At 72.0% G+C, this 16,128-nt stretch carries 11 protein-coding genes and 1 pseudogene; 6 read left to right on the top strand and 6 right to left on the bottom strand.

The window, feature by feature from the left end:
• Window positions 1–2: 2 nt before the first annotated feature.
• Window positions 3–3,761 carry an ABC transporter ATP-binding protein gene (locus ACFYOP_RS01225; RefSeq protein WP_356889634.1) on the bottom strand — a complete coding sequence of 1,253 codons (3,759 nt, stop codon included), beginning with the start codon at window positions 3,759–3,761 and terminating at the stop codon, window positions 3–5.
• Between the two features lie 341 nt (window positions 3,762–4,102).
• Here ACFYOP_RS01225 and ACFYOP_RS01220 point away from each other — a divergent pair, with 341 nt between their 5' ends.
• From ACFYOP_RS01220 to ACFYOP_RS01210, 3 genes are all read left to right on the top strand, one after another.
• Window positions 4,103–6,139: a TerD family protein gene (locus ACFYOP_RS01220; protein WP_356889632.1), complete on the top strand. Its 2,037-nt coding sequence runs from the start codon at window positions 4,103–4,105 to the stop codon at window positions 6,137–6,139.
• A gap of 80 nt (window positions 6,140–6,219) precedes the next feature.
• On the top strand, window positions 6,220–6,741 hold the full coding sequence (locus tag ACFYOP_RS01215) for a nuclear transport factor 2 family protein (protein ID WP_356889630.1): 522 nt from the start codon (window positions 6,220–6,222) through the stop codon (window positions 6,739–6,741).
• 34 nt (window positions 6,742–6,775) lie between these two features.
• On the top strand, window positions 6,776–7,189 hold the full coding sequence (locus ACFYOP_RS01210) for an SgcJ/EcaC family oxidoreductase (RefSeq protein ID WP_356889628.1): 414 nt from the start codon (window positions 6,776–6,778) through the stop codon (window positions 7,187–7,189).
• Between the two features lie 30 nt (window positions 7,190–7,219).
• Here ACFYOP_RS01210 and ACFYOP_RS01205 read toward each other — a convergent pair whose 3' ends face one another.
• Together ACFYOP_RS01205 and ACFYOP_RS01200 are read right to left on the bottom strand one after the other, a co-directional pair.
• A complete protein-coding gene (locus ACFYOP_RS01205) occupies window positions 7,220–7,966 on the bottom strand; it encodes an ABC transporter permease (protein ID WP_356889626.1) in 747 nt (248 codons plus the stop codon).
• Between the two features lie 2 nt (window positions 7,967–7,968).
• Entirely contained in the window at window positions 7,969–8,904 is a 936-nt protein-coding gene (locus ACFYOP_RS01200; RefSeq protein ID WP_356889624.1) for an ATP-binding cassette domain-containing protein, read from the bottom strand.
• A gap of 109 nt (window positions 8,905–9,013) precedes the next feature.
• On the opposite strand from ACFYOP_RS01200, the gene ACFYOP_RS01195 reads away from it, so the two are divergent.
• Both ACFYOP_RS01195 and ACFYOP_RS01190 read left to right on the top strand, forming a co-directional pair.
• Window positions 9,014–10,204, top strand: a complete 1,191-nt coding sequence (locus tag ACFYOP_RS01195) for a histidine kinase (protein WP_356889622.1) — start codon at window positions 9,014–9,016, stop codon at window positions 10,202–10,204.
• Between the two features lie 4 nt (window positions 10,205–10,208).
• On the top strand, window positions 10,209–10,859 hold the full coding sequence (locus ACFYOP_RS01190; protein WP_356889620.1) for a response regulator transcription factor: 651 nt from the start codon (window positions 10,209–10,211) through the stop codon (window positions 10,857–10,859).
• A gap of 351 nt (window positions 10,860–11,210) precedes the next feature.
• On the opposite strand, the gene ACFYOP_RS01185 is transcribed toward ACFYOP_RS01190, so the two are convergent.
• From ACFYOP_RS01185 to ACFYOP_RS01175, 3 genes and pseudogenes are all read right to left on the bottom strand, one after another.
• Window positions 11,211–12,893: a thiamine pyrophosphate-binding protein gene (locus ACFYOP_RS01185; RefSeq protein ID WP_356889618.1), complete on the bottom strand. Its 1,683-nt coding sequence runs from the start codon at window positions 12,891–12,893 to the stop codon at window positions 11,211–11,213.
• Complete coding sequence (gene speB / locus ACFYOP_RS01180) at window positions 12,890–13,861, bottom strand: agmatinase (RefSeq protein ID WP_356889616.1); 972 nt, start codon at window positions 13,859–13,861, stop codon at window positions 12,890–12,892. The genes ACFYOP_RS01185 and speB overlap by 4 nt, the downstream gene beginning before the upstream one ends.
• Before the next feature lie 100 nt (window positions 13,862–13,961).
• Window positions 13,962–14,432, bottom strand: a pseudogene (locus ACFYOP_RS01175) (hypothetical protein); the annotation flags it as partial.
• 238 nt (window positions 14,433–14,670) lie between these two features.
• On the opposite strand from ACFYOP_RS01175, the gene ACFYOP_RS01170 reads away from it, so the two are divergent.
• Window positions 14,671–16,095 (top strand): PucR family transcriptional regulator, encoded by a 1,425-nt coding sequence (locus ACFYOP_RS01170; RefSeq protein ID WP_356889614.1) that lies wholly within the window; start codon window positions 14,671–14,673, stop codon window positions 16,093–16,095.
• The last annotated feature ends 33 nt before the right edge of the window (window positions 16,096–16,128 follow it).

Below are 16,128 nucleotides of genomic sequence, written 5' to 3'. Positions count from 1 at the left end.
CGTCACACCGCCGCCGGTTCGTCCTCCCCAAGCCCCTCTATGCCCTCGCCGATGAAGGTGCGCCACAGCGCGGCGTACCGCCCGTCCAGGGCGAGCAGTTCGTCGTGGGTGCCGTCCTCCGCGACCCGGCCGTGGTCCATCACGACCACCCGGTCGGCGCGGGCGGCGGTGGTGAGCCGGTGGGCGACGACCAGGGTCGTACGCCGGCCGGTCAGCCGGTCCGTCGCCTGGTTGACCTGCGCCTCGGTGGCCAGGTCGAGCGCTGCCGTCGCCTCGTCGAGCAGCAGCACGTCCGGGGCGACGAGTTCGGCGCGGGCCAGGGCGATCAGCTGCCGCTGGCCGGCCGAGAGGTTCCGGCCGCGCTCGGCGACCTCGTGGAGGTAGCCGCCTTCGAGCGTGGCGATCATGTCGTGCGCGCCGACGGCCCGTGCGGCGGCCTCCACCTCGGCGTCGCTCGCGCCGGGGCGGCCGTAGGCAATGGCGTCACGGACGGTGCCGGGAAAGAGGTACGCCTCCTGCGGGACGACGCCGAGCCGGTGCCGGTACGCGGTCAGGTCCAGGTCCCGCAGGTCCTTGCCGTCGACGGTGACCCGGCCGCCGGTCGGGTCGTAGAAGCGCGCCACCAGTTTGACGACGGTCGACTTGCCCGCGCCGGTCTCGCCGACGAAGGCGACGGTCTGGCCGGCGGGGATGCGCAGGTCGACGCCGGTCAGGGCCTCCTCGTCGTCGCCGTAGGCGAATGACACGTTCTCGAAGGCGATGTCGCCGCGCAGTGCCCGCACCTCTTCCGGCTCGCGCGGCGCGACCGTCGAGGGCGGCTCCTGCAGCAGTTCCTGCACGCGGCGCAGCGACACCGCCGCCTGCTGGTAGCCGTCGAAGACCTGGGAGAGCTGCTGCACCGGTGCGAAGAACAGCTCGATGTAGAGCAGATAGGCGACGAGCGCGCCGGTGGTCAGCGTCCCCGCCTCGATCCGGCCCGCGCCCACGATCAGCACGAGGGCGGTCGCGATCGCCGCGAGCAGTTGGACGAAGGGGAAGTAGACCGAGATCAGCCACTGGCCGCGGACCCGGGCCTGGCGGTAGCTGTCGCTGCGGGCCGCGAAGTTCTCGCGCCCGGCGCGTTCCCGCCCGAACGCCTGCACGATCCGCAGCCCGGCGACGGACTCCTGGAGGTCGGCGTTGACGACGCCGATGCGCTCGCGCGCCAGCTCGTACGCCTTGACGCTCTGCCTGCGGAAGAAGTAGGTGCCGAAGATCAGGACGGGCAGGGTCGCGAAGACCACGAGGGCGAGCCCCACGTCGATGACGACGAGGGCGACCATGATCCCGAAGAAGGTGACGACCGAGACGAAGGCGGTGACGAGACCGGTCTGCAGGAACGTCGACAACGCGTCCACGTCCGTCGTCATCCGGGTCATGATCCGGCCGGTGAGCTCGCGCTCGTAGTAGTCGAGGCCGAGCCGCTGGAGCTGCGCGAAGATCTTCAGGCGCAGGGAGTACAGGACGCGTTCGCCGGTGCGGCCGGTCATCCGCATCGCGCCGATCTGACCGGCCCACTGGACGACGACGGTGACCAGCGCGAGGGCGGAGGCCGCCCACACGGCGCCGAGCGCCATCTGCTCGACGCCCTCGTCGATGCCGTGCCGGATCAGCACGGGCAGCAGCAGCCCCATGCCGGCGTCGACCGCGACCAGGGCGAGGCTGAGCAGCAGCGGCAGCCCGAAGCCGCGGAGCACGCCCCGCAGCCGTCCGCTCTCGCCGGCCGCCGCGCCCGCCGGTTCGCGGCGCGTCGCCGCTGCCTCGTCGATGTCGGGGGTGTCGGTGGCCGGCGGCAGGGCTTCGACCTGCGCGAGCAGTTCGGGGGTGGCCCCCGTGTCCTCCTTGGCCTCCTCGGCCCGCTCGTCGCGGACCCACAGCCGGGGTGTGATGCCGCGCTCCACGTCGAACTCGGCGTCCAGCTCGTCCCGTACGGTCCGGTCCTCGTCCGGCTCGCGACCGGTGGGCGGCAGGATGTGCCCGGGCGAGACGCCGCCCAGCTCGTCCGGGTCGGTCAGCAGCCGCCGGTACAGGGCGGAACGCCGCTCCAGCTCCTCGTGCGTGCCGATGTCGGCGAGCCGGCCGCCGTCGAGGACGGCGATCCGGTCGGCGAGGTTGAGCGTCGAGCGGCGGTGCGCGATGAGCAGCGTCGTACGCCCCGCCATGACGCGCGCCAGCGCTTCGTGGATCTCGTGCTCGACCCGGGCGTCGACGGCGGAGGTCGCGTCGTCGAGCAGCAGCAGCCGCGGGTCGGTGAGGATGGCGCGGGCGAGGGCGATGCGCTGGCGCTGGCCGCCGGAGAGCGTGAGCCCGTGCTCGCCGACCCTGGTGTCGTAACCCGCGGGGAGATCGGCGATGAAACCGTCGGCCTGGGCGGCGCGGGCCGCAGTCTCGATCTCCTCCTGGGTGGCGTCGGGGGCCCCGTAGGCGATGTTCGCCCGGACCGTGTCGGAGAAGAGGAAGCTGTCCTCCGGGACGAGGCCGATGGCAGCCCGCAGCGAGTCGAAGGTCAGCTCGCGCACATCGTGGCCACCGACCAGGACGGCGCCGCGGGTGGCGTCGTAGAAACGGGGCAGCAGCATCGACACGGTGGACTTGCCGCTGCCGGACGCGCCGACGACGGCGACGGTCTCGCCGGCGGCGATCTCCAGCGAGAAACCGTTCAGGACCGGCTTGCCGTCCGCGTACTCGAAGCCCACGTCGTCGAACTCGACGGTGGCAGGGGCGTCCGCCGGAAGCTCCTTCGTCCCGTCCTTGATGCTCGGTTCGGTGTCGATCAGCTCCAGGACCCGCTCCACACCGGCCCTGGCCTGCTGGCCGACGGTCAGCACCATCGCGAGCATCCGGACGGGACCGACGAGCTGTGCGAGATAGGCCGAGAAGGCGACGAACGTGCCGAGCGTGATGTCGCCCTTGGTGGCCAGCCAGCCGCCCACGGCGAGCATCGCGACCTGGCCCAGGGCCGGCACCGCCTGCAGTGCGGGGGTGTACACGGCATTGAGCTTGATCGTCCGGAGCCTGCCGGCGAAGAGCTTCCTGCTGACCTCTCGCAGCTTCCCGGTCTCCTGCTCCTCCTGCCCGAAGCCCTTCACCACACGCACGCCGCTGACGGCTCCGTCGACGACGCCGGCGACGGCCGCGGCCTGGCTCTGCGCGTACCAGGTGGCGGGGTGGAGCCGGGTGCGGCTGCGCTTGGCGATGATCCACAGGGCCGGGGCGACGGCGAGTGCGATCAGGGTCAGGGGCATGGACAGCCAGGCCATGACGGCAAGAGAGATGGCGAACAGGAGGAAGTTCCCGATCGTCATCGGGAGCATGAAGAGCAGGCTCTGGATCAGCTGGAGGTCGCTGGTGGCCCGGCCGACCACCTGACCGGTGGACAGCTCGTCCTGCCGCCGGCCGTCGAGCCGGCTGATCGTCCCGTACATGTCGGTGCGCAGGTCGTGCTGCACATCGAGGGCGAGCCGCCCGCCGTAGTAGCGGCGGATGTACGTCATGACGTAGACGGCCACGGCGGCGGCGACCAGCAGCCCGGTCCACGTGGTCAGCGACCGCGTCCCTGCGGTGATCACATCGTCGATGACGACCTTGATGATCAGCGGCACGAGCGCCATGACGGCCATGCCGCCCAGTGACGAACCGAGCGCGAGCACGACGTTCGTCCGGTATCGCCATGCGTACCCGGACAGCCGCCGTGCCCATCCCTGCGCTGCTGGCTCCGCCACCACGTGGTTCCTCCCCGTCGGTTCTGCGTACGGCCCGTCAAGACCTGATCTTCCGGAATGAACCAACACGGCCGGCCCCGGATTTCATCCCGCCACGGCCAAGACCGGCAAAGACCGGACCCCAGACCCAGGACCCAGGGGCCGGTCCGGTCCGGTCCCGGTCCGGGCCGGTCCGCGGAGGGCACCGGGTCGCCGGACACCGAGTCTTCACTTCTCCTCCACACGGACACCCTTCGGGCGCTACGGTTCACAGCGTGCGCACCAAGAGTGCGAACGACGTCACAGATGACGCATGGGGGCCGCTTCGGCGTGCCCGGATGCGGCCGAGCCTGGGGGCTTCCATGCAGGAAATGGCCAAGGGATCCAACGTCGGCCTGGCGGCCCTGAGCGAAGACACCGACTCGGTGGTCGTGAGCCTGCGCTGGAACAGTTCGACCGGGGACGGCGACGCCGACGTCTCGGTCCTGCTCGTCGACCGCGACGGCAAGGTACGCGGCGACGCGGACTTCTTCTTCTACAACAACCCGGCCGCGCCCGACGGCAGCGTGCAACTGCTGGGCAAGAAGCCGACCGACGACGGCAACGAGGACCGCATCAGCCTGGATCTGACGGCTGTGCCGGCCGACGTCGACCGGATCGTCGTCGCCGCGAGTCAGTACGGGGGCTCGACCTTCGGGGAACTGAACGACCTCAGGGTGACCGTCGCGGACCGAACAGGGGAACCGCTGCTCGGCTTCTCGATCACTGACGCGACCGTGGAGAGCGCGTTCATCTTCGGTGAACTCTACCGGCGGGCGGAGGACTGGAAGTTCCGCGCGGTCGGACAGGGTTACGAGACCGGACTGGCGGGCCTGGCGACGGACTTCGGCATCACCGTGGACGAGGAGGAGGCGGCGGAGGAGCTCACGGAGGAACCTCCCGCCGCCTCCGACCCCCCGCCGGCCGCCGAAGCAGCGGCCGAGCCACCAGTGGTCCTCCCGGAACAGGCCGGTTCAGCGGCCCGGCCGGCCAAGGAGGCCACACCGACGCGGGCCCGCGGCCCCCGTACGAGCAAGAAGAAGGTCACGCTGCCCAAGACGGTCAGGCCGTCGCTCGCCGAGAACGACTCGTGGAGGACCGCCCGGCTGTTTCCGGCGTCGTCGCTCAAGAGCGACAAGGAGCGTGAGACGCGGGCCACGTCGGTGCTGCTGTCGGTCATGGCCGAGGTCCCCGAGCTGGGACGCCGGCTCACCGCCGCGTTCGGTGCGCCGGCCGGGCGCACGCAGACGTTCACCGAAGTCTCCCTTCCGCACGGGGACGCCCCGAAGCGCCCGGATGGCGTCATTCGTGTGGAGCGTGCCGGCAAGCTCTGGACGGCACTGGTCGAGACCAAGACCAACGGGAACGCGCTCAAGTCCGAGCAGGTCCAGAACTACATGGACATCGCCGCACGGCGCGCGTACGAAGCAGTGATCACGCTGTCCAACGACGTGGCGCTGGAGGGCCGGCCGCTCGTCGAGGTGCGGACCGACGGGCGGCGCAAGCACAAGGTCGCCCTCTGGCACCTCTCCTGGGCGGAGGTGGCCCACCAGGCGCAGCTGCTGATCCGCCACGAGGGAGTCGGCAACGCCACGCACGCGTGGCTCCTCCAGGAACTGCTGCACTACCTCCAGCACGAGAACTCGGGCTGCCACGGCTTCCAGAACATGGGCCGCGCCTGGGTGCCCGTACGCAACGGCATCGACACGGAGACGCTGTGCCAGGGGGACCAGCGGGCGCTCGAAGTCGTGGAGAGCTGGGAGCAGCTCGTACGGCAGGTTTGTCTGCGCCTCGGCGGCGAACTCGGCCGCAAGGCCCTTCCCGTGCAGCGCGCCAAGCGCGGCGCCGATCCGCAGGCGCGACGGCTCGCGCTGGCGGACCAACTGTGCGACGACGGCCGGTTGACGGCCGAGCTGCGCATCGAGGACACCCCGGGGGTCCTCGCCGTCGTCGCCGACCTGAGGACCGGCAAGCTGCGCACGTCAGTCGATGTTCAGCCGCCGGAGGGCGGCTCCCCCCTCACCTCGGCCAAACGCCTCGTCCGCGCGCTGTCCGAGGCCCCGGCTGACCTCCACGTGGAGACCCTGGTCGAGGACGGCAAGGGCCCGCGCGGCACGCTGGAGCGTCTGCGTCCCGAGCCGGGCGACCTCGTCCCCAGGGACGGATCACGCATCACCGGCTTCCGGCTCTCCCTGTTCAAGGGCATGGGCGCCACGCGCGGGAACACCGAATCGGGGTTCATCCGCAGCGTGGACGACGCCGTCGACCGGTTCTACGCCACGGTCGTGGCGCAGGTCTCCACCCTCGAACGCCGGGCGGCGAACCGGTCCGGGGGCGCGCGCCCCGGGGCCGTCGCCTGACCGCCTCGGTTACGCCGGCGAAGGGGCGACTGCCCGGATGCCTTGACCTCAAGCGAACTTGAGGTATCAGGCTTGCAAGCATGGACCCCCACACCTTCGCCGGAACGACACCAGACATCGGACGGATGCGGCAGGAGCTGCGCGCCCTGACCGACCGCGCCGAGATCACCGACCTGTTGGACCGCTATCTGTGTTCCTTGGACGAGGGAGAGCTGAACGAGCAGTGGGCCCGGTCCTTCCATACTGAGGACGTCACCGCCGAGATGCCCGTCGGCACCGTCAGCGGGCGGGACGCCCTCCTTGTGACCGTCCGGCGCGCGATGGCGCTGTTCGACCAGACCGTGCACCTGGGCACCAACCCGGTCATCGAGCTCGACGGCGACCGGGCCACCGCTCGCGGGGCTCAACTCAGCACTCATGTCCTGGCGGACGGCTCGGGAGAGGTATTCGTCTCCGCCGGCCGCACCGACACCCACCTCCGCCGGACCCCCGACGGCTGGCGCATCTCGGCGACATCGCTGCGTGTGGTGTGGACCCAGGGCACGCCCCCGCAGCTGCCGGCGCGCGATGAGTCCGGGCCGGCGGGAGAGTCCTGCCTGTAGGCAATGTCCACGAGACGACCCGGTGCCGGGGGCCATGGCCGACGACGAGAAGCAGATCCGCGGCCTGATCGAGCGCTGGACCGCGGCGGTGCACAAGGGCGACATGGAGGGCGTCCTCGCCGACCACACCGATGACATCGTGATGTTCGACGTGCCTCCTCCTCATGAGGCAGTCCTTGGCATCGACGCCTACCGCGCCACCTGGCCGCCGTTCTTCGAGTGGCAGGCGCAGGGCGCCGTGTTCGACATCCTCGCCATCGATGTCACCGCCGGCACCGACGTGGCCTTCGCTCACGCCCTGTTGCGCTGCGGAACTCCGCAGGAGCTCACCGACCACCCGGAGAGCCGGCTGCGGCTCAGCACCGGGCTACGCAAGGAAATGGGCCGTTGGGTCGTCGCACATGAGCACCATTCGTTCGCGGACACGACCACCGGGGGTGGCGGCTGAGGGGCGTCCCGCGGTCGCCGCCGCACGCGGTCAGGCGTCCCGTCGTATCAGTCGACGGCCGCCCACCCACAGCGCTGCCGCCACCCACAGGCCCAGGACGACCGTCCCGGTCCAGGCGTTCAGGGGGCCGTCCGGGTGCTGGAGCAGTATCTGCTGGCCCGCGCGGTCCGGGAGAAAGTCGACCCAGCCCCCGCCTTCGGAGACATCCCCGAGCACGAACGACAGCATGAGCAGGAAGGGAATCAGGATGCCCATGACTGCGGGCGCGCTGCGCAGCGCCACCGCGAGACCGGTTGCGAACAAGGTGATCAGCGCCAGGTAGAGCCCGCACCCGACCACGGCACGCAGTGCGCCCGGCGCTCCTATGCTCACGCCCCGGTCGCCCAGGGCCGCCTGGCCGAGGACGAAGCACGTCGCGCTCGTGACCAGACCGACGCCAAGCGCCAGCATGCCCACGACAGCGAGCTTGCCCGCGTAGAAGACGCCCCGGCGCGGCACGGCGGCCAGCGAGACACGAATGGCACCTGCCCGGTACTCACCCGCGACGGCGATGGAGCCGAAGCAGATCGCGGCTATCTGGCCGAAGTTGAGGCCGAAGAACGAGGCGCGAACAGGGTCGAAGCCTGCTTCGGCGGCCTCATCCGCGCCGAGGGTCGCGCACATCAGGACGGAGAACACGACAGTCGACATGAAGACGGCCGCGAGCGTGGCGCTCTGGGAGCGCACGGAGCGGATCTTCAGCCACTCGGAGTGCAGGACGGGAACGACAGATGACATGGTCAGACCTCCTGTACTGCCGCGGCGGGCCGGGCGGTCGTGTACTCGGCCTCGTCGGCCGTGAGACCGAGGTACGCGTGTTCCAGCGAGGGCTCCTCGCCGGCCAGTTCGAGGATCGGGATGCCGGCTTCGGCGGTGAGGGGTCCGATGTCCTCGACACGGGCGCCCTCGACGGTCCAGCGGCCGTCGTCACCCACCACGGAACGGAACCCCTTCTCCACGAGGACGGCGCTCAGCCGGGCGCCGTCGGTGGTGCGCAGACGGACGCGGGGCGTCGTCCATGCGTCGATGAACTCCCGCATTCCGGTGTCGGCAAGCAGCCGGCCCCGGCCGAGCACCACCAGCTGGTCGGCGAACGAGGCCGTCTCGCTCATCAGATGACTGGAGAGGAGGATTGCCCTGCCCTCGCCGGCCAACTCCCGCACGAGCTCCCGGATCCAGATGACGCCCTCGGGGTCCAGCCCGTTCGACGGCTCGTCGAGCATCAGCACAGCCGGGTCACCGAGCAGGGCCGCCGCTATACCGAGCCGCTGGCGCATGCCGAGCGAGTACGTCCGGATCCGCCGGCCCGCAGCGCTCGCGATGCCCGCCTGTTCCAGCACCTCGTCGACGCGCCGCACCGGTATCCGTGCCGCTGCGGCAAGGATGCGCAGATGGTCCCGGCCCGTACGCGAACCCATGGCTGCCTGCGCGTCGAGCAGGGCGCCCACGTGGCGCAACGGCTCGTCGATCTCCGCGTACGGGCGGCCGCCGATCGTGGCTCTGCCGGATGTGGGCCGGTCCAGGCCGAGGACGAGGCGCATGGTGGTCGACTTCCCGGCGCCGTTCGGCCCGAGAAAACCGGTGACCTTGCCGGGGCGGACGCTGAACGTGATCCCGTCCACCGCGCGCCTGCCGCCGTACTCCTTCGTGAGTTCTGTGACGTCGATGCTGGTCATGGCATCAAGCCTCGTCGTCGGACCGGCGCGGCGGCCTCCCCCGCCGGCGGGAATCCGTTCCCCCGTGAGAGGGAGCCGCCACGGGCTGCGCTGCTGGCACGATGACGGAATGTTCCGCTTTCTGCATCCGCTGACCCGTCGGATCACCCGCCGTGTCACCTACACCCGCTGGCTGCACCTGCTCATCGGCACCGTCGCCATGGGCGTGTGGCTGTTCATCGACACGTCGCGGTTGTGGGTGCCTCTGCTGGTGCTCGGTCTGCTCGGTTTCGTCCCGGCGATGCGGCTCGTCGAAGGGCTGCAGGCCCGGCTGCTGCTGTCCCCGTACGGATACAAGGACGAGTCCTCGGGCATCGCCGTCACTTCCTCGGCCACGTGGGCCGACCGCTGGCGGACGGCCCTGTGGATGGAGATACGACTCGGTCTCGGCCTGCTCACGGGCAGGTTGACGGTGTATCTGCTCGGCATGTCGGCCGACCTGTGCTTGCTCGCGTTCGGTGAGCAGCCGGATTCCGGCTCCCTCGTGCCGCTGCCTGCTGGCGACGGCCACTGGTGGTACGCGCTGCTGGTGCCCCTGCCGCTCGCGGTCCTGCTCGCCGCGGTCGTCGGGCTCGGGGAGCTGATCACGGCCATCGCCCGGCGGCTGCTCGGCACGTCCGCGGCGGAGCGGCTCACCGCCTTGGAGGGGCGCACCGAACAGCTGGTGGAGCGCAACCGCATCGCCCGGGAGCTGCACGACTCGATCGGGCACGCGCTGACCGTGGCGGTGGTGCAGGCCGGCGCTGCGCGGGCCGCAGGGAACCAGGAGTTCACCGAGCGGGCGCTGGCGGCGATCGAGGAGACGGGCCGTGCGGCGCTGGACGACCTCGAGCGTGTGCTGGACGTACTCCGCGAGTCCGGGCAGCCGGTCGGCAGCCGCCCTACGCTCGCCGACACCGACCGGCTGCTGGAGTCGGCACGGGCTTCCGGCGCCGAGGTGGAGGCGGAGTTGACGGGCCCGTTGACGCTCGTGCCGGCGCCGGTGTCCCGGGAGGGGTACCGCATCGTCCAGGAGGCCTTGACGAACGTGCTGCGGCACGCGGGCCCGGTGCCCACTCGAGTACGGATCGCCGTCGCGGACGGCCGGCTCGACCTGGAGGTGGTCAACTCGCTGACGTCGCCGGTCACTCCCGCCGCCCGCGGCAGCGGACTGCGCGGCATACGCGAGCGTGCGGCCCTGCTGGGCGGCAAGGCGACGACCGGCCCGCACCAGGACGGCTGGAGAGTCAAGGTGGGGCTGCCGCTCGACGGCCTACGCTGAACGGGTGCCGATCACCGTGCTGCTTGTCGACGACGAACCTCTCGTACGGGCGGGGCTGCGCGCCGTGCTGGAGGCTCAGCCTGACATCGAGGTGGCAGGCGAGGCCGCCGACGGGGCCGCGGTGATCCCGCTGGTGCGGCAACTGCGGCCGGACGTCGTGGCGATGGACGTACGGATGCCGCTGATGGACGGCATCGAGGCGACGCGTGCCGTGCTCCGCACGGTCGACGACCCGCCGAAGATCCTGGTGGTCACGACCTTCGAGAACGACGAGTACGTGTACGAGGCACTGCGCGCGGGAGCGGACGGCTTTCTGCTCAAGCGGGCGCGTCCGGCGGAGATCGTGCACGCCGTGCGGCTGGTCGCAGAGGGCGAGTCGCTGCTGTTCCCCGCGGCCGTAAGGTCGTTGGCGGCCGAGTACGGCAACTCGGTGGCGCGCACGGCGATGGAAAGGGCAGCGCTGACCGAGCGGGAGGCGGCGGTTCTGCGGCTGATGGCACGCGGGCTGTCCAACGCGGAGATCGCGGCTCAGTTGTTCGTCGGCACGGAGACCGTCAAGACCCATGTCAGCGCGGTGCTGGCCAAGCTGGGCGCGAGGGACAGGACGCAGGCAGTCATCGCCGCATACGAGTCTGGCTTCGTCGCACCGGCATGACCGGCCCGGGCGGGCGGGGCGGACGGGGCGGGGCGGACGGGGCGGCCTGCCCCGGCGCCGGCTGCCGCGACGGCCCCCGCCGCCTCAAAAGTCCGACCCGACCCCACCGGGCCCGCGGCCGCACTGTAGGAAGCCGGCCCGGCCCACATCGGCCCGCCGCCCGCCGCAGCCACCCATCGGCCCCGTGCCAAGCCGACCTGGCCGTCTCGGACCCGCCCGTCGGCCGTAGATTCCGCTGCCCTGGAACAGAGAGGGCAGCGGGACCGGGCACTCACCAGAAGGGAGAGGCGTCACACATGAACCGGGGAGCCACAGGCGCACCCGCCCCCCCACGGACCTGGCCCCCGCGCGTCACAGATGCGTCGGGGCGAACATCCGCAGGAGGGCCGGGAGGACGACCACCGAAGGGCCCGGTCCGGCGAACGCCTTCGCCAGGTCCTGGGCGAGCGATTCGGGGCTCGTGCGGACCGCCGGGACGCCGAAGGACTCGGCGAGGGCGACGAAGTCCGGGCGGGACAGCTCGGTCGCCGTGGCCTCGCCGAAGGCGTCCGTCATGTACTCGCGCAGGATGCCGTACCCGCCGTCGTCGACGATCAGCCAGGTCACCGGCAGGTCGTACTGGCGGGCGGTGGCGAGCTCCGCGATCGAGTACATCGCGCCGCCGTCGCCGGAGACGGCGAGCACCGGACGGGTGGGGTCGGCGACCGCCGCGCCCAGCGCCGCCGGGAAGCCGTAGCCGAGGCCGCCCGCGCCCTGCGCCGAGTGCATGGTGCCGGGGCGGCGGGCGTCGAACGCCGACCACGCCCAGTACGCCAGGATCGTCATGTCCCAGAAGCTGGGCGAGTCGTCCGGCAGGGCCTCGCGGACCGAGGCCAGGATCTGCTGCTCCAGGGTCAGTTCCTGGGCGTCGATCCGGGCCCGTACCGCGCTCAGGACGTCCCGTACCGACTCGGCGGCCGACGGGTCCTCGCGGTCCGGCACCGTCTCCAGCAGGGCGGACAGCGCGAGGCGGGCGTCCGCGTGGATACCGAGCGCCGGGTGGTTGGACTCCAGTTTGCCGAGGTCCGCCTCGATCTGGATCACCCGGCCGCGCGGGGCGAACGTGTGGTAGTTCGAGGAGAGTTCGCCGAGCCCGGACCCCACGACGAGCAGCACGTCGGCCGACTCCAGGAAGTCGGTGGTGTGGCGGTCCTCGAGCCAGGACTGGAGGGAGAGCGGGTGCTCCCACGGGAAGGCGCCCTTGCCGCCGAAGGTGGTGACGACCGGCGCGTCGAGCCTCTCGGCGAGCGCGAGCAGCTTGCCGGACGCGTCGGAGCGGACGACTCCGCCGCCCGCGATGATCGCCGGCCGGGCGGCGTTCGACAGCAGGTCTGCGGCGACGGCGGTCAGCTCGGGGCGCGGCACGACGTCCTCGGGCGCGGCGTCCATGGCGGTGACCACCGGCAGCGTCGTCTCCGCGAGGAGGACGTCCTGCGGGATCTCCACCCACACCGGCCCGTGCGGGGCGGTCAGCGCCGATTCCCACGCGGCCGCGATGGCGGACGGGATCTGCGAGGCGGCGCGCACGACGTGCACGGACTTCACGATGTCGCGGAACGACGCCTGCTGGTCGCGCAGTTCGTGCAGATAGCCGTGGCGGCCGCCGCCGAGCCCGGCCGTGGGGACCTGGCTGCCGATCGCCAGCACGGGCGCGGACGCGGCGGCCGCCTCCTGGAGCGCGGCCAGGGACATCAGCGCGCCGGGCCCGGTCGACAGGAGCAGCGGCGCGGCCTCGCCGGTGACCCGGCCGTACGCGTCGGCGGCGAAGCCCGCGTTGTTCTCCACGCGCAGTCCGACATACCGCAGGGGCGAGCGGCGCAGCGCGTCGAACATGCCCAGCGCGTGCTGGCCGGGCAGGCCGAAGACGGTCGTCGCGCCGAGCCCGGAGAGGGTCTCGACGACGAGGTCGCCGCCGTTGCGGCCCGCCGGAGGGTTCAGCGCGGCCTCGGTCTGGGCGGCGGTGGGGCGCAGCACCAGGTCGTGGTCGTGGGTCACTGCGACGTCCTCGCGTCCGCGATCTGGCGGGACATGATCGTGGTCAGCTCGTACGCGGTGTGCGAGGCGGCGACCGACGTGATCTCGGCGTGGTCGTAGGCCGGGGCGACCTCGACGACGTCGGCGGAGACCAGGTTGCAGGACGCGAGGCCGCGCAGGATCTCCAGCAGCTCGCGGGAGGTCATGCCGCCCGCCTCGGGGGTGCCGGTGCCGGGGGCGTGCGCCGGGTCGAGGCAGTCGATGTCGATGGAGACGTAGAGCGGGCGGTCGCCGATGCGCTGGCGCAGCTGGTCGGCGACCTCGTCGGCGCCGCGGCGGTACACGTCAGCGGACGTGACGATGCCGAAGCCCATCTTCTCGTCGTCGGTGAGGTCCTGCTTGCCGTACAGCGGGCCGCGGATACCGACGTGGGAGAGGGCGGAGGTGTCGAGGATGCCCTCCTCGACGGCCCGGCGGAACGGGGTGCCGTGGGTGTACTCCGCGCCGAAGTAGGTGTCCCAGGTGTCGAGGTGGGCGTCGAAGTGCAGCAGCGCGACCGGACCGTGCTTCTTGGCGACCGAGCGCAGCAGCGGCAGCGCGATGGTGTGGTCGCCGCCGAGCGTCATCAGCCGGGCGCCGCTGCCGATCAGGTCGTCGGCGGCGGCCTCGATGGTGTCGACGGCCTCGTTGATGTTGAACGGGTTGGCCGCGATGTCGCCCGCGTCCGCGACCTGGGCGAGCGCGAAGGGCGAGGCGTCCTGCGCCGGGTTGTAGGGGCGCAGGAGCCTCGACGCCTCGCGGATCGCGTTGCCGCCGAAGCGCGCGCCGGGGCGGTAGGAGACCCCGGAGTCGAAGGGGACGCCGACCACGGCGACGTCGGCGCGGCCGACCTCGTCGAGCCTGGGCAGCCGGGCGAACGTGGCGGGTCCGGCGTACCGCGGGATGCGGGAGGAGTCGACGGGGCCGCGCGGCTGCTCGTTGCTGCTCATGTGAAGATGCCTTCTTTCCTACGCTTCATGGCGCTTCATTGCGCTTCACTGCACTTCAGTACGGTTATACGACTTTAGCTGTGTACGGCTCAGCTGTGTACGTGCCGCCGTAGCGGGCGACCTTGTCGCTGCGGGCGGTGAACACCCGCTGCCAGATGTCCTGTCCGATCAGCATCCCGAAGGTGTAGATCAGGACGTAGGTGAAGATCGTCTCGCCGCCGATGCCGAGCGGGGTGAAGTACTCGGTGGGCAGCGCGGCCTTCATCTCGCTGAAGCCGCCGGCCTTGACGACCGCCATCGGCAGCAGGAGCAGCAGCACGCCGATCGTCTTGACGACGAACTGCACCATGTCGGTGAGGGTGATCGACCACATGCCGCCGAGCGTCGAGTACGCGACGACGATGGCGCCGCCGAGGACGATCGCGGCCATGGTCCCGGAGTACATCCAGGGGCCGAGGCGGCGGCCCGCCACCAGGAACTCGCTCTTGGACTTGGCGCGGCGCACACCCCACCAGCCCATGCCGAGCATGCCGGCCGGATAGACGACGATCACTGCGTAGTCGACAGCCATCGGCTTTCCTTCCGTCTCGTCCCCCGGAACAGTCCGAGCAGTCCCTGGTCGCCCAGCCCGTGGTCGCGTGGTCCTCGGCGGCCGGTGACGCGGTCCTTGGTGACGCGGTCCTTGGTGACGCGGTCCTTGGTGACGCGGCCCTTCGTGGCGCTGGTGAGAGTCGACGGTAGGTGGCCGGAAAGCGGCGTTGAAGTGTACGTTTTATCCATTCTTACCGCCATCGATGGATGGAACGTCCATGCCGGAGCCCGCAGCGGCCCCACCCACCCCGCCGATCCCGCTGGCCGCGCTCCTCGCCGACCGGGAGCTGGGTCTGCGCCAGCTCGCGGGCCCGCCCGCCGCCGACGGCGCGGTCCTCCACATGGTCCACACCTCGGAGATGGCCGACCCGTACCCCTATCTGCTGGGCGGCGAGCTGCTGCTCAGCGCGGGCGTGCTGCTGAACGACGCGGACCGCTACGTCTCACGCATCGTGGAGGCGGGCGCGGTGGCGCTCGGCTTCGGCGTGGCCCCCGTCCACGACACGGTGCCCGCCGAGCTGGTCGACGCGTGCGAGCGCCACGGACTGGCGCTGCTGGAGGTGCCGCCCGCGACCACGTTCACCGCTGTCGCGCGAGCCGTGTGGCGGCTGATGGCGGAGGCCCGCCACCGCGAGCTGCGCCGGGTGACCCGCGCCCAGCAGGGCCTGGCCGCCGCGGCGGCCCGCCCCGACCCCGTACCGGCCGTGCTGCACCAGCTCGCGGTACGGCTCGAGGGCTGGGCGGTCCTGCTCGGCCCGGACGGCACCCGGCTCTACGCGGCGGGCCGCGAACCGGCGGCCGACGTCGCGGCGGGCGTGGCCCGGCTGGCGCGCGTGGTGAGCCCGGGTGCGTCGCCGCGCCCCGCCCCGGCCTCCGCGACGGACCGGGTCGCCGACGCGCACCTCGCCGCGTACGTCCTCGGCGGCAGCCAGGGCCTCGCCCTCGGGCTGGCCACGCCCGCCCGCGAGCCGGGCGACCACACGGTCGCCGGGGTCGCCGTCGTGCTCCTCTCCCTGCTCACCGCCCCGCACCAGGGCGCCGACGCCGCCGGACGCAGCGCCGCGCTCGTACGGCTGCTGCTCGGCGCATCGCCCGGCGAGACGGCCCCGCTGCTCGGTCCTGGCCCGTGGACGGTGGTCCACGCCCGCGGCGACCGCTCCCCCTTCGCGGCCGCCGCGCTCGGCGCGGCCCTCGGCAGCGCGCTCGTCGACCCCGACGCGGACGGCGCCGTACGGGTCCTCCTCCCGGCCGGCCCGGAACCCACGCCGCAGCCCGGCTGGACGCTCGGGGTCAGTGCCCCCGCCGGCCCCGACGAACTCGCGGCCGCCGACGCCCAGGCGGCCCGGGCCGTCCGCCACGCGGTGGCCACCCGCAAGGACCTCGTCCACCACCGGGCCGCCGGCCCCCTCTCCCTCGACGCCGCCCGCCTGCGCCTGGCCCCCCTCGCGGACTCCCCCGCGCTCGTCGAGACGCTGCGCACCTGGCTCTCGCTGCACGGCAGTTGGGACCGCACCGCCGCTGCCATGGACATCCACCGCAACACCGTCCGCCAGCGCATCGGCCGCTGTGCGGCGCTGCTGGACGCCGATCTGGACGACGTGGACGTCCGGATGGAGCTGTGGTTCGCGCTGCGGCACGCGTGAGGGCGGGCACGGTGTCAAGGCGTCCGGCTGCCG

This window comes from Streptomyces sp. NPDC006294, assembly GCF_042870895.1.
Lineage (GTDB): Bacteria > Actinomycetota > Actinomycetes > Streptomycetales > Streptomycetaceae > Streptomyces.
Note: the sequence above shows the minus strand (reverse complement) of the source record. Positions and strands in the feature narration are given on the sequence as shown.

Coding starts and splice junctions, on each gene's coding strand:
- ACFYOP_RS01205 (WP_356889626.1), bottom strand. CDS start 7,966: ATGTCATCTGTCGTTCCCGTCCTGCACTCCGAGTGGCTGAAGATCCGC.
- speB (WP_356889616.1), bottom strand. CDS start 13,861: ATGAGCAGCAACGAGCAGCCGCGCGGCCCCGTCGACTCCTCCCGCATC.
- ACFYOP_RS01170 (WP_356889614.1), top strand. CDS start 14,671: ATGCCGGAGCCCGCAGCGGCCCCACCCACCCCGCCGATCCCGCTGGCC.
- ACFYOP_RS01200 (WP_356889624.1), bottom strand. CDS start 8,904: ATGACCAGCATCGACGTCACAGAACTCACGAAGGAGTACGGCGGCAGG.
- ACFYOP_RS01195 (WP_356889622.1), top strand. CDS start 9,014: ATGTTCCGCTTTCTGCATCCGCTGACCCGTCGGATCACCCGCCGTGTC.
- ACFYOP_RS01210 (WP_356889628.1), top strand. CDS start 6,776: ATGGCCGACGACGAGAAGCAGATCCGCGGCCTGATCGAGCGCTGGACC.
- ACFYOP_RS01215 (WP_356889630.1), top strand. CDS start 6,220: ATGGACCCCCACACCTTCGCCGGAACGACACCAGACATCGGACGGATG.
- ACFYOP_RS01220 (WP_356889632.1), top strand. CDS start 4,103: ATGCAGGAAATGGCCAAGGGATCCAACGTCGGCCTGGCGGCCCTGAGC.